Origin of the sequence: Bacillus sp. FSL M7-0003 (genome assembly GCF_038628485.1) — a bacterium.
Classification (GTDB): Bacteria; Bacillota; Bacilli; order Bacillales; family Bacillaceae; genus Bacillus; species Bacillus safensis.
Genome location: NZ_CP152024.1, coordinates 2,049,704 through 2,063,516, shown reverse-complemented (window position 1 = coordinate 2,063,516; position 13,813 = coordinate 2,049,704). Strand labels below are relative to the sequence as shown.

General features: G+C 41.9%; 15 protein-coding genes. All 15 read left to right on the top strand.

Annotated features, from left to right (window positions below; translation table 11 throughout):
• Positions 1-46 precede the first annotated feature (46 nt).
• The 15 genes from MHI23_RS10415 to MHI23_RS10345 all read left to right on the top strand — a co-directional run bounded on the left by MHI23_RS10415 (position 47) and on the right by MHI23_RS10345 (position 13,813).
• The gene (locus MHI23_RS10415; RefSeq protein ID WP_024422788.1) at positions 47-382 is read left to right on the top strand and encodes a nucleotide pyrophosphohydrolase; all 336 of its coding nucleotides are present in this window, start codon (positions 47-49) and stop codon (positions 380-382) included.
• Between the two features lie 5 nt (positions 383-387).
• Positions 388-1,191, top strand: a complete 804-nt coding sequence (gene dapB / locus MHI23_RS10410; RefSeq protein WP_024422787.1) for a 4-hydroxy-tetrahydrodipicolinate reductase — start codon at positions 388-390, stop codon at positions 1,189-1,191.
• Positions 1,192-1,208: 17 nt separating this feature from the next.
• A complete protein-coding gene (gene mgsA, locus MHI23_RS10405) occupies positions 1,209-1,628 on the top strand; it encodes a methylglyoxal synthase (protein WP_024422786.1) in 420 nt (139 codons plus the stop codon).
• Positions 1,615-2,319 carry a bacillithiol biosynthesis deacetylase BshB1 gene (gene bshB1, locus MHI23_RS10400; protein WP_034623468.1) on the top strand — a complete coding sequence of 235 codons (705 nt, stop codon included), beginning with the start codon at positions 1,615-1,617 and terminating at the stop codon, positions 2,317-2,319. Before mgsA ends, bshB1 begins: the two co-directional genes overlap by 14 nt.
• A gap of 2 nt (positions 2,320-2,321) precedes the next feature.
• Positions 2,322-3,467 carry an N-acetyl-alpha-D-glucosaminyl L-malate synthase BshA gene (gene bshA / locus MHI23_RS10395; protein WP_024422784.1) on the top strand — a complete coding sequence of 382 codons (1,146 nt, stop codon included), beginning with the start codon at positions 2,322-2,324 and terminating at the stop codon, positions 3,465-3,467.
• On the top strand, positions 3,460-4,662 hold the full coding sequence (locus tag MHI23_RS10390) for a CCA tRNA nucleotidyltransferase (RefSeq protein ID WP_056767124.1): 1,203 nt from the start codon (positions 3,460-3,462) through the stop codon (positions 4,660-4,662). Before bshA ends, MHI23_RS10390 begins: the two co-directional genes overlap by 8 nt.
• A complete protein-coding gene (locus tag MHI23_RS10385) occupies positions 4,635-5,618 on the top strand; it encodes a biotin--[acetyl-CoA-carboxylase] ligase (protein ID WP_056767122.1) in 984 nt (327 codons plus the stop codon). The genes MHI23_RS10390 and MHI23_RS10385 overlap by 28 nt, the downstream gene beginning before the upstream one ends.
• 197 nt (positions 5,619-5,815) lie before the next feature.
• Positions 5,816-6,655 (top strand): 3-methyl-2-oxobutanoate hydroxymethyltransferase, encoded by an 840-nt coding sequence (gene panB / locus MHI23_RS10380; protein WP_024422781.1) that lies wholly within the window; start codon positions 5,816-5,818, stop codon positions 6,653-6,655.
• A complete protein-coding gene (panC, locus tag MHI23_RS10375) occupies positions 6,652-7,518 on the top strand; it encodes a pantoate--beta-alanine ligase (protein ID WP_056767120.1) in 867 nt (288 codons plus the stop codon). The genes panB and panC overlap by 4 nt, the downstream gene beginning before the upstream one ends.
• Complete coding sequence (gene panD, locus MHI23_RS10370; RefSeq protein ID WP_024422780.1) at positions 7,511-7,894, top strand: aspartate 1-decarboxylase; 384 nt, start codon at positions 7,511-7,513, stop codon at positions 7,892-7,894. Before panC ends, panD begins: the two co-directional genes overlap by 8 nt.
• A 114-nt stretch (positions 7,895-8,008) precedes the next feature.
• Positions 8,009-10,801, top strand: a complete 2,793-nt coding sequence (gene dinG, locus MHI23_RS10365; RefSeq protein ID WP_056767117.1) for an ATP-dependent DNA helicase DinG — start codon at positions 8,009-8,011, stop codon at positions 10,799-10,801.
• A gap of 132 nt (positions 10,802-10,933) precedes the next feature.
• The gene (locus MHI23_RS10360; protein ID WP_065214698.1) at positions 10,934-11,104 is read left to right on the top strand and encodes a YpmA family protein; all 171 of its coding nucleotides are present in this window, start codon (positions 10,934-10,936) and stop codon (positions 11,102-11,104) included.
• A 12-nt stretch (positions 11,105-11,116) separates the two neighbouring features.
• On the top strand, positions 11,117-11,602 hold the full coding sequence (gene tseB / locus MHI23_RS10355; RefSeq protein WP_056767115.1) for a cell wall elongation/penicillin-binding protein regulator TseB: 486 nt from the start codon (positions 11,117-11,119) through the stop codon (positions 11,600-11,602).
• Between the two features lie 114 nt (positions 11,603-11,716).
• Complete coding sequence (gene asnS / locus MHI23_RS10350) at positions 11,717-13,009, top strand: asparagine--tRNA ligase (protein WP_024428109.1); 1,293 nt, start codon at positions 11,717-11,719, stop codon at positions 13,007-13,009.
• Positions 13,010-13,108: 99 nt separating this feature from the next.
• Positions 13,109-13,813, top strand: a complete 705-nt coding sequence (locus tag MHI23_RS10345) for a DnaD domain-containing protein (protein WP_024422777.1) — start codon at positions 13,109-13,111, stop codon at positions 13,811-13,813.

The window sequence follows — 13,813 nt, the reverse complement described above, 5'->3', positions numbered from 1 at the left end:
TTATGATTTCGCTAACATGTAAGAGATGGATAGGAGGATGAGCTTCATGACGAAAGAAAAAACGCTGCGTCACGTGCAGCAAGAAGTAGATGATTACATAGGACAATTTAAAGAAGGCTATTTCAGCCCGCTTGCCATGATGGCCCGCCTGACAGAAGAATTAGGGGAGCTGGCAAGAGAGGTTAACCATTACTATGGAGAAAAGCCGAAAAAAACAACGGAAACAGAAAAAAGCATGGAAGAAGAAATTGGCGATGTTTTGTTTGTGTTAACATGCCTTGCTAATTCACTTGATATTTCACTAGAAGAAGCACATGATCGTGTGATGCATAAATTCAACACAAGAGATAAAGACCGCTGGACGAAAAAAGAAGGGAAGTAGAGACGATGACGAACGAAACCATCAAAGTAGTAATCGCTGGAGCAAGAGGAAGAATGGGGATAGAGGCTGTGAAGCTGGCGGAAGAAACAGGCCATTTTGAGCTGGTGGCAGCACTTGATCACGCGCATGAAGGAAAAAAATTATCTGATGTGATTCATACGACATCTCATGCGCCAATTTATACGGATATTGATGTGTGTCTTTCAGAAACAACACCAGATGTATTAATTGATTTAACAACACCAGAAATCGGGAAAGTACATACAAAAAAAGCACTTGAACATGGCGTGCGTCCAGTCGTCGGAACAACTGGATTTTCAGAAGATGACCTAAAAGAGCTTCAGCAATTAACAGAAGAAAAGGGCATAGGCTGTATTATTGCACCAAACTTTGCTGTCGGTGCGGTCTTAATGATGAAATTTGCCAAAATGGCAGCGAATTATTTTCCTGACGTTGAAATCATTGAGCTTCACCATGATAAAAAACTAGATGCCCCAAGCGGTACGGGCTTAAAAACGGCTGAAATGATTGCAGAAGTAAGAGAAAGCAAAAAACAGGGACATCCAGAAGAGAAAGAATTAATCGAAGGTGCACGAGGAGCAGATTATGATGGTATCCGTCTGCACAGCGTGAGACTTCCTGGCATGATTGCACATCAAGAAGTGCTGTTTGGAATGGACGGACAGACGCTCACCATTCGTCATGATTCTTATAACCGTGCATCCTTTATGTCAGGCGTGAAACTTTCAGTAGAGCAGGTCATGCACATTGATCAGCTCGTTTATGGTTTAGAAAATATCATCGACTAATAAGGAGTGGATTCCTGATGAACATTGCTTTAATCGCTCATGATAAGAAAAAAAGTGACATGATTCAGTTTACCACTGCGTACCGTGATATTTTGGCAGATCATACACTTTACGCAACAGGGACAACAGGTTTGAGAGTGAAAGAAGCGACGGGGCTTCCCATTCATCGTTTCCAATCAGGACCACTTGGGGGAGATCAGCAGATCGGTGCTTTAATTGCTGATAATGCAATGGATCTTGTGCTCTTTTTTAGAGACCCGCTAACTGCGCAGCCGCATGAACCGGATGTATCTGCACTCATCCGGCTTTGCGATGTGTATACCATTCCATTAGCCACCAATATGGGAACTGCTGAAATTTTAGTCAGGAATTTAAATAAAGGTACGTTTGATTTTCGAGATGTAGCAAAAAACGGAGGAACAAATGAAACGACTTGATATCCTTGCATTCGGTGCCCATAGCGATGATGTAGAGATCGGAATGGGCGGAACGATTGCAAAATACGTAAAAAAAGGGGCGCGCGTCGGGATTTGCGACTTGACCCAGGCCGAATTATCTTCAAATGGAACAGTAGAGAGCCGCAAAGAAGAAGCAAAAGCCGCCGCCGCTATTTTAGGTGTCAGAGCGAGAATCCAGCTCACACTGCCAGATAGAGGGCTGTATCTAAATGATGAAGCGATGAAGGAAATTGCGGGCGTGATTCGAACTTACAAACCGAAACTGATTTTCGCTCCGTACCACCAAGATCGGCATCCAGATCATGGCCATGCGGGCTCACTTGTAGAAGAGGCCGCTTTTTCTGCAGGTATACATAAATTTGAAGATTCATACAAGCAGCCAGCGCATAAAATAACTCAAATGTATTATTACATGATTAATGGGCACCATCGTCCAGATTTTGTGATCGATATTTCTGAGGAAATGCACCAAAAAATTGATAGCCTGCATGCGTATAAAAGCCAATTTGTTAAATCGGCAAACTCAGTAGAGACACCTCTTGTGAACGGTTATATTGATTTTGTCAAAATGAGAGAGTCTATGTATGGAAGAGAAGTCAACAAAGCTTATGCAGAAGGGTTTATCACAAAGAAACCACTTTTGTTGGACGATGACTTACTTGGGGGGTAATTATGAAAAAACTGAAGGTCGGAATTACTTGTTATCCAAGTGTCGGCGGCTCAGGCATTATAGCCACGGAGCTTGGAAAACGTTTAGCTGAAAAAGGGCACGATGTTCATTTCATTACCTCTAGCATTCCGTTTAGGCTTAATAAAGTATATCCGAATATTTATTTTCATGAGGTGGATGTGAATCAATATGCAGTTTTTCAATATCCGCCTTATGACCTTGCGCTGGCAAGTAAATTGGCAGAAGTCGCAAAACGAGAAAAGCTTGATATTATTCATGCGCATTATGCAGTCCCGCACGCTGTCTGTGCGTTTCTAGCCAAACAAATGACTGGACACTCTGTGAAAGTCGTTACGACGCTTCATGGAACGGATATTACGGTTTTAGGCTATGATCCATCATTAAAAGAAGTGATTCGGTTCGCCATCGAATCATCGGATCGCGTAACAGCGGTATCGCATTCATTAGCTGCGCAGACATACGATCTCATCAAACCAGATAAAAAGATTGATACGATTCATAATTTTGTAGATGAACGGGTGTATTTGCGTGAAGATCACGATTTGCTAAAGACACATTATGGTCTTTTACCGAACGAAAAGGTCATCATTCATGTATCAAACTTTCGAAAGGTGAAACGGGTGCATGACGTGATTCATGTGTTTCAAAAGATTGCTGAACAGGTGCAGGCAAAGCTGCTGCTCATTGGTGATGGTCCTGAGAAATCGGTTGTATGTGAACTCGTGAAAAAATTAGGACTGACAGACCGCGTGTTATTTTTAGGCAAGCAAGAGAAGGTTGAGGAGCTATATTCAATAAGTGATTTGAAGCTGCTTCTTTCAGAGAAGGAGAGCTTTGGGCTTGTGCTTCTTGAAGCAATGGCGTGCGGTGTTCCTTGTATCGGTACGGATGTCGGCGGTATTCCAGAGGTCATTACACATGGAGAAACAGGTTTTCTTGTCCCGCTCGGCGATATAGACGGAGCAGCAAAGCACGCAGTGTCTCTGCTGAAAGACGAAGCGCTTCATGAAAAAGTGTCAGCGGCAGCTCAGTCTAGTGTTCAGGCTCATTTCTCCTCTGATAAGATTGTGAGTGAATATGAGAAGCTTTACCTAGAATTGATCGAAGGTGATGATGAAGATGAATGAACCATTCACACATGCGATCCCTATATTACATACACTGCACGAACATGGGCATCAGGCTTACTTTGTTGGCGGAGCGGTGAGAGATGTTCTATTAGGACGGGAAATCGGTGATATCGATATTGCGACAGATGCAACACCTGATAAGGTTGAGTCTTTATTTGAAAAAACAGTAGATGTCGGTAAGGAGCATGGCACTGTCATTGTGTTGCATGATGGTGTCAGCTATGAGGTCACGACGTTTCGAACGGAATCAGAATATGAAGATTTTCGCAGACCGAAAGAAGTGGCGTTTATTACGTCGCTTAAGGAAGATCTTTTAAGAAGAGATTTAACGATTAATGCAATGGCCATGGATATAAATGGAGAAATTATTGATCATGTAGGTGGTAAACAGGATATTAAGCGGAAACGAATTCAAACTGTTGGAGATCCTGCGTGCCGCTTTCAAGAAGATGCGCTTCGCATGATGAGAGCTGTCCGTTTTTTAAGCCAGCTTGGCTTTGAACTCGCTGATGAAACGGCTGAAGCTATGAAAAAGGATAAGCATCTGCTTGCCAACATATCAGTTGAGCGCAAAAAGATTGAAATGGAGAAGCTTTTAAAAGGCCGTCATTGTGAGCAGGCCATTCAAGTACTCATTTCAACCAATTTATATGAAGAATTGCCAGGTCTCAAAGAGGAGCGTCTTCATGAATCCTTTCAAGCCTTTCCATATTACTTACTGGATGGACTAGAAGAGGTATGGGGGGCTTGCATCCATTTGCTCGGCCTAGATGAAGCGGAGGCTGCGGCCTTCTTAAAAGAATGGAAGCTGTCAACCAAGCTTTTGAAAGAAGCAGTAGCCATTAGTAAATACGTTGATTGTGACTGGGATGCGGAAAACATGTTTGAAGCTGGTGAACACGTGCTCTTATCTAGTTTGAAGATCACACAGCTAAAACATGAGCGCCGCATTTTCTTTGATGAGCTGGAGGCAGCGAAGCGTTCTTATGATGCACTGCCGATTAAAAAGCTCCAAGACCTCGCTGTTTCAGGAAAAGATTTAATGGCCTTTCGGCAAAAGTCGTCTGGGAAATGGATTGCAGAGGAGCTCAATTTTGTGAAAAAAGCCGTTTTGCAAAACCGTTTAGAAAACCGAAAAGAAGCCATAGAGGAGTGGCTTAAAGCATGCGATCCGCAATTAGAAAACGATTAATTGAACTATTTACAGCATCCAGTGAGGATTTTGTCTCAAGTCAGCAGATTTGTGATGAACTTGGCTGTTCCCGAACAGCTGTGTGGAAGCATATGGAGGACTTGCGAAAAGAGGGGTATGAGGTAGAAGCAGTTAGAAGAAAAGGATACCGTCTGCTTCGTAAACCGGACAAAATTAGTGAGGACGAAATTCTGTTTGGTCTTGAAACAGAGAGCTTCGGCAGGCATATTTACTTTCAGAAAGAAGTCGCTTCAACTCAGCTGATTGCCCATGATCTTGTAAATGAAGGTGCGCCCCACGGCACGATCGTTGTCAGTGATCATCAGACAAACGGAAAAGGGCGTCTTCAAAGAACGTGGCATTCACCACATGGGACAGGCGTTTGGATGAGTCTCATTCTCCGGCCTGAAATTCCGCTGCATAAAGCGCCGCAAATGACGCTTTTGGCATCTGTAGCCATCGCAGAAGCAATTGCGCAGCAAACAGGACTCAGTCCATCTATTAAATGGCCAAACGATATTTTGTTGAATGGAAAAAAGGTCGTTGGCATTCTGACTGAATTAAAAGCAGAAGCTGACCAGGTTCATGCGGTCATTATTGGACCGGGCATAAATGTGAACCAAACAGCTGATGACTTTCCGGAAGAACTAAAGGATGTCGCCACAAGTCTGCGGATGGAACTGAATGAAAAAGTGGATCGTGCTGCACTTATACAACAGATCATGTCCACTTTTGAAAAAAGATATGATGATTATATGAAGCAAGGATTTGCGCCCATTAAACAATTATGGGAATCGTTTGCGATGACGATCGGTCAACATATTGTTGCCCGCACCGTCAATGGGCAATATACGGGGAAGGCGCTTGGCATCAATGAAGAAGGTGTTTTATTGCTTGAAACGGAGGACGGTATCCAAAAAATCTACTCCGCAGACATTGAGATCAAGTCAACTTGAGTGGAACACCCGGCACATTTTTGATATACTTCGTGTGGGCAGTATCTGCAAAGAACTGTACCTGTTAGGAAGAAAAATTCGATAAATTTCTGCCTTGATCCTAAGGGACTTGGACAGAGGGATGATTCGCCGCACATGAGAAATCAAAGCATGTGATGTGAGGCAAGCCATCTCCTCTCCAGAATGAGGAGGAACAAATGAAGACAAAGCTAGATTTTTTCAAAATGAAAGAACAAAACGAACCTATTGTGATGCTGACCGCATACGACTATCCAGCTGCAAAGCAAGCGGAAAAAGCGGAAGTCGACATGATCTTAGTTGGTGATTCACTTGGGATGGTTGTACTTGGACTAGATTCCACAGTTCAAGTCACGATGGATGATATGATCCATCACACAAAAGCAGTGAAAAGAGGCGCAAAAGACACATTTGTTGTGACTGATATGCCATTTATGTCTTACCATTATTCGTTAGAAGAAACAATGAAAAATGCTGCACGCATCATGCAAGAAAGTGGTGCCGATGCCTTAAAGCTAGAAGGCGGAGATGGAGTATTTGAATCCATTCAAGCTTTAACAAGAGGCGGAATTCCTGTCGTCAGTCATTTAGGCCTCACACCTCAATCAGTTGGTGTACTTGGCGGATATAAAGTGCAAGGAAAAGACCACGAAAGTGCTCAAAAATTGATTGAAGACAGCTTGAAATGTGAGGAAGCCGGTGCAATCGCTCTTGTGCTGGAATGCGTACCTGGCGAACTGACAAAACGAATTACCGACATGCTGAAGATTCCTGTGATCGGAATTGGTGCAGGAGCTGAGGCAGACGGACAAGTTCTCGTTTACCATGATGTGGTAGGATACGGGGTGTCTAGAACACCTAAGTTTGTGAAACAATACGCGCAAATTGATACTGTTTTAGAAGAAGCGCTCATTCAATATACGAAAGAAGTAAAAGCACGCACATTTCCAGAGGACATGCACACGTTTCATATCAAAGAAGAAGTCCTTGATGGCTTATATGGGGGAATCAAAAAATGAATGTTGTCACCCATATTCACGAGCTAAAAGAATTAATCAAGCAGCATCAAGAAAAACAGCATTCCATCGGCTTTGTCCCAACGATGGGTTTTCTTCATGAAGGACATCTGACGCTTGCGAAAGAGGCAAGAAGTCAAAATGACATTGTCGTGATGAGTATTTTTGTCAATCCGTTGCAATTTGGACCAAATGAAGACTTTGAATCCTATCCAAGGGATATGGAAAGAGACCAGCGTCTGGCAGAAGCAGCAGGGGTGGATATTTTATTTACACCTGATGTGAAGGAAATGTACCAAAATGAACCATCTATTACGATGACGGTTCAAAAGCGGACAGATGTCTTATGCGGAAAAAAACGTCCAGGACATTTTGACGGCGTTGTCACTGTGCTCACAAAGCTGTTTCATCTTGTGTCACCAACAAATGTCTACTTTGGACTAAAGGATGCACAGCAAGTCGCTGTGATCGATGCGATGATCAAGGATTTCTTCTTTGATCTTCACCTTGTATCTGTACCGACAGTCAGAGAAGAAGACGGTTTAGCGAAAAGCTCAAGGAATGTGTACTTGTCAGAAAAAGAAAGACAAGAAGCACCCGCTTTATACCGCGCATTAAAAAAAGGACGGTCAGCTGTTGAAAACGGTGAACGTGATGTCAGTCGTGTGTATCAGCTGATTGAAGAGGAACTTGTTCAGACGTGCGGAGAAATTGATTATATTGAGATCTATTCTTATCCAGAACTTGAGCCGCTTCAGCAGTTAGCAGGTCAAGTCATTATGGCGGTTGCGGTGAAATTCTCACGGGCAAGACTGATTGATAATGTGATTTTCCATGTTCCTGAAAGCGGTGAAAAACATGTATAGAACCTTTATGACATCTAAGCTTCATAAAGCAACGGTAACAGAAGCAAACTTACATTATGTAGGAAGTATTACAATTGACGAAGATTTACTTGATGCGGCAGGTATGATGGCAAATGAGAAAGTACAAATTGTCAATAATCATAATGGCGCGAGACTTGAAACATATATTATTCCCGGCGAAAGAAAGAGCGGTGTCATTTGTCTAAATGGGGCGGCGGCGAGATTGGTTCAGCCAGGGGATGAGGTCATTATTATCGCTTATGGGATGCTGTCAGAAGAAGAAGCTAAGACACATACACCAAAAGTGGTCGTGTTAAATAAACAAAATCAAATTGAACAAATGATTGGACAAGAGCCTGCGAGAACGATTTTATAACGCAGGCTCCGTGGAAACAGAACAGTTTCAGGAAGAGAGGCTGTTCTGTTTCATCTATTTTGTCCAGAGCGTGTTTCACTTTAGGGTGAAACGAGGAATTGAGGTGTCCATTTTATGACCGATCAAAGGTTTGTTGTCGTTGATATTGAAACCACCGGGAATTCACCTAAAAAGGGTGATAAAATCATTCAAATAGCTGCGGTGGTCATTGAAAATGGACAAATTGTCGAACGGTATTCAAAATATGTGAACCCGGGAAAAGCAATCCCAGGATTTATTGAACAGCTGACAGGCATTCAGCAGCACATGGTTGACGATGCGGTGTTTTTTGAGGACATTGCCCAAGAGGTGTATGATCTCATACAGGGTGCTTATTTTGTTGCGCACAATGTTCATTTTGACTTGAATTTTTTAAATGATGAACTAAAAGCATGCGGGAAAAATGAGCTGGATGTGCTAGCAATTGATACAGTTGAGATCTCTAGAATTCTTTATCCTGAGCTTGAAGGTTATAAGCTCACTGAATTAAGTGAAGAGCTCATGCTTCCACATGACCACCCGCATAGGGCGGATAGTGATGCGGAAGTTACTGCCATGTTATTTTTAACTTTATTACATCAATTAAAACATACACCGAAAAATGTGCTGAAGCAGCTGCGCAGATTATCCTCTTATCTCCTAAGTGATATAGGACTTTTAATTAAGCAGCTTGAAACAAGCCATGCTAGCTGGGAAGATTCTTTAGTGGAAGTCGGCTCTTTTGCTGTAAAAAATGTCACCAATCCTATCAGCAGGGCGACACATTCAGTAAGTGAAGATGATGAACAGCTGTTTGAGGAAATCAAAAAGAAGCTTCCGCAAACGGTAGAAGGCTATGAGGTAAGAGAAGGCCAGCTTACGATGATGAATAAAGTGAGAGACGTGTTTCATGAAAGAGCCTATGCATTAATTGAAGCGGCACCGGGTATTGGAAAAACGCTCGCTTACCTCATCCCAGCTGCTCTAGAAGCGAGGAAATCAGGAAAACCTGTCATTATTAGTACATATTCCATACTTTTGCAGCAGCAAATGCTTCAGCGCGATGTGCCGATGTTGAATCAATTGCTTCCGTTTGAGCCTGCTGCCTGTGTATTTAAAGGTCGGGCGCATTACATTTGTTTAGATAAGTTTGAGCATGTGCTTCATGAGGAAGATGATAACTATGATGTCGTCTTAACGAAGGCGCAAATTTTAATGTGGCTCCTTGTAACAGAAACAGGTGATTTATCTGAACTGAATTTACCGTCAGGAGCTGCCAATATAAAAGACCGCATTTCTTGTGTGCATATGCCGTTTACATCGAAAAAGCGCCGTTTTAAAGAGTATTGCTTTTATGAGCGCGCCAAAAAAAGGGCAAGAACAGCTGATATAATTTTAACGAATCATCGTCTGCTTTTATCACAAACGGAGGCATCGTCTATCTTTCAGCATGCTGACGTATATGTGATAGACGAAGCCCATCAATTTGAGAAAACAGCCAATGAAACACTAGGGGATAGTGCGTCTTATATCCAGCTTCACGCGAAATTAACGCAGCTTGGCTCCTTGCAAGGCGGACTGTTAAAGAAACTGAAAAAGAGATTTCATCATGCAGGGTTACAGACAGACACCTTTATTGAAATGGATGAGTATCTCAATCAGCTTCAAATGGAAAGTGACGCTTTCTTTAGCACCGTCCATTCATTTGTGAAAAGGACAAAACCAAAAGCCGACATCAATCGTCTCATTCATAGAGTACGTCATCATTCAAAGCATGCTCAGTGGAAACGGATTAAAGAAACGGCAAGTAAGCTTTGTTCCTTGTTAATTGCTTGTGAGAAACTGTATGAACAGCAAAAAAATGAGCTTCTTCAAAAAAGTGATCAGCTGACAGAACACTTTGCCTTTGAAGCAGAGGAATACGACCAAGTCATGTCGTTTATGCATACTTTTTGCAGTACACTGTACCGGTTTATCTTTGAACCGAAAAACGATGAAACGGTTTGGATTGAAATTGATGCAAAAGGTGCCAAAAACGCAGTCTTTATGCATGCACAGCCGTTAGATACTGGGGAGCTTTTGGCTGATCGTTTCTTTATGAACAAAAAGAGTGTTGTCCTCACATCAGGGACACTCACCATCAATCACCGCTTTGATTATTGCTTGGAACGGTTTGGCCTGCAAGATTTTTACCCTCATCTTGTGCAAATTGATTCACCTTTTGAACTTGAAAAACAGCTTAAGGTCATTGTTCCAGCAGACATGCCGCCGATTACAAACCGTGATGAACGAGATTATGTAAAGCAGGCTGCGCAATATATTAAGGTTATGGAAAAGCAGCAGCATGCAAAAATATTGGTTTTGTTTAATTCACATGAGATGTTAAAAGCAGTCTATGAAGAGCTAAAAACAGAAGGGATGCAGTCAGCCCTTTTTGCTCAAGGTTTGACAGGCGGAAGCCCCGTAAAATTAACGAAAATGTTCAAATTAGCAAAACAAGCTATTTTACTTGGTACGGGTAGTTTTTGGGAAGGTGTTGATTTTCCAGGCTCAGAGCTGACAACAGTCATCATGGCACGTCTTCCGTTCAGGCCGCCTGATTCTCCTCTCATTGAAGCCAAATGTGATGCAGCTAAAAAACAAGGGAAGAATCCGTTTAAAGCCGTCGCTTTACCAGAAGCTGTGTTAACCTTTAAGCAAGGAGCTGGACGCTTGCTGCGCTCTGAAAAAGACATAGGCACATTGCTGATTTTAGACCGCCGAGTGAAAACAGCTTCATATGGAAAACTATTTTTAGAATCACTCCCTCATGCGCCGGTTCACGAGATGTCAAAAGAGTCACTTGAGGCGTATATAGAAAACCTTAACAACGAAAAGCCGCTGTCATAAGCGGCCTTTAGCTGGTGTGGGTTTGGAGTTAATTTATCGTAACGGCTTTTTGTGTTCCGTTGTAAAAATAGTATCGGTTCCCGTGCAGAAAAGTATGACTAACAATATTTACGTACCGAGGAGGAATTAGAAGTGGAAAGTAAAATAGAGGTACTTTCAACTGTTCAAATTAAGCATTCAGAAGACCTATACAAAATCGTTGATTTATTGAACAGAACGCTTAAAAGAGAAGATCTCATGTTTGGATTAGCATTAGATCAAGAAGACCAAAATCAAGCGGTATTTACGATATATCGCACATAGGGGAAGCTTGACATGAAAAAAATAGTCTGGATTATTTCATCTGTAGTGGCTCTCGTTCTGCTTATTGGCATCATCAGCTTTACGTGGATTTATCAAATTGCCATGGGACAAAGAGAACAAGGGCATGAAGCAGCGATCGAACGAGCAAAAGAACAAGCAAACATCGTACAAGTGGAGCAAGTGGAAACCTTTGTCGGGAAAGAAAAACAATTTATTGTTGAAGGGAAAAACAAACAGAATGAAACGATCTACGTTTGGGTTCCTGCCAGCAAAAAAGAAAAAGTGATCGCAAAAAAAGCAAAAGAAGGCATTACCTCGAATCAAGCAGTACAAGCCGTTCAAAAGGAGAACACGGTCTCTAAGCTAAAAGAAGTCAAATTAGCGAGAGAAGGTGACGTACTTCTTTGGGAAGTGACATACTTAAATGAAAACAATCAATATAGCTTCAGCTATGTCGACTTCTCGACAGGACACGTGGAAAAAAATTTAACACCGTAGTTTCTCCTGTCTTGCGTTGACCATGCTGATTTAGAACGGTTATAATAAAATGTATGAAAAAAGATTCACACCTGTCTAAAGGTGAGTTTCTTTCTGGCTTTGGAGGGAATTATGTTGAAAACAACGATTAATCAAGTGTTCAAACACGTCGATCAAGAAGTAACAATCGGCGCATGGATTGCCAATAAACGTTCAAGCGGAAAAATTGCATTTTTGCAGCTGCGTGACGGGACAGGCTTTATTCAAGGAGTCGTAGTAAAAGCAGAAGTGGAAGAGGAAGTCTTTAAGCTTGCGAAATCAGTCACTCAAGAAACATCTGTCTATGTAACAGGTCAAGTGACAAAAGATGAGCGTTCACCGCTAGGTTTTGAATTGCAAGTGAAATCCATTGAAGTGATTCATGAAGCGACAGATTATCCAATTACACCAAAAGAGCATGGAACAGAATTCTTAATGGATCACCGTCATTTATGGCTTCGTTCTAAAAAACAGCATGCCATTATGAAAATCCGTAACGAAATTATTCGTGCTACATATGAATACTTCCATCAAGAAGGTTTCGTGAAAGTAGATCCGCCAATTTTAACTGGAAGTGCACCTGAAGGCACAACGGAACTGTTTGCTACGAAATATTTTGATGAAGATGCATACCTTTCTCAAAGTGGCCAGCTTTACATGGAAGCTGCAGCAATGGCACTCGGAAAAGTATTCTCATTTGGCCCAACATTTAGAGCTGAAAAATCTAAAACAAAACGTCATTTAATTGAGTTTTGGATGATCGAGCCGGAGATGGCTTTTGTCGAATTCAATGAAAACCTTGAGTATCAAGAAAATTATGTGTCTCATGTTGTACAAAGTGTACTTGAAAACTGTAAAGTGGAGCTGCAAACGCTAGGCCGTGATACAGCAAAATTAGAAAATATCAAAGCACCATTCCCGCGCATCACTTACGATGAAGCGATAAAATTCTTGCAGGAAAAAGGCTTTGATGATATCGAATGGGGAGATGACTTCGGTGCGCCTCACGAAACAGCGATCGCCGAAAGCTATGATAAACCAGTGTTTATCACTCATTACCCAACATCATTAAAACCGTTTTATATGCAGCCAGCACCGGATCGTGAAGATGTTGTCCTTTGTGCAGACTTGATTGCACCAGAAGGCTACGGAGAGATTATTGGCGGTTCTGAGCGTGTTCATGATTTAGAGCTTCTTGAAGCAAGATTGAAAGAACATGGGCTTGATCAAGAAACTTACAAATGGTATACAGAATTAAGACAATACGGTTCTGTACCGCATTCAGGTTTTGGTCTTGGACTTGAACGTACAGTTGCTTGGATTAGCGGAGCGCCGCATGTGCGTGAAACCATTCCTTTCCCAAGATTATTAAACCGTTTATACCCTTAAGACGTGAAAGCCTCCAACAAATGGAGGCTTTTTCAAACGTCTTTTTAGAGAGGCACGTGAAATAAAACGTGATATACTTAAAGTGAAGAGGTGTATCCGATGAATAGGCAGCAATTTATTAATATGCAGCAAATGGGGTCGACAAGTTTGCCTAATTTGCTGATTGCTCATTATGAGCAGTTAGGACTGAATGAATCACAGATGATGGTGATGCTCAAGATTAAAATGAATGAAGAACAAGGCGTTTTCTTTCAAACATTTGAAGAGCTTTCTCAAGGGATGACCATTTCAGCGGAAGAGTGCGCGTATATGGTTCAGCATCTGATTCAAAAAGGATTTATCTCGATTCAGCCATTTGAAGACAGGTCTGGTATTCAGCATGACCGTTACTCAGTAGAACCTTTATGGGGCGTGCTGTATGACTTTTTAGAAACAAAACAGGCGAAAGAAGTTCAAAAACAACAGGTGCAGGCTGAAAAATCTTTATATGCTTTATTTGAAGATGAATTCGGCAGACCGCTGTCACCTCTTGAAGGAGAAACACTTTCGATCTGGATGGATCAAGACCATCATGATGCTGAGATGATTCGGCTAGCACTAAGAGAAGCCGTTTTATCAGGGAAATTAAATTTCCGTTATATTGATCGAATTTTATTTGAGTGGAAAAAGAAAGGGCTGAAAACAGCGAAAGAAGCAAAAGAACATAGCCAGCACTTCCGTTCTCAGCAGAAAACGCCACCTTCAAATGAAGAGACGTCCACTTATAAACGACAAGTTCCTTTTTATAATTGGCTGGAACAATAA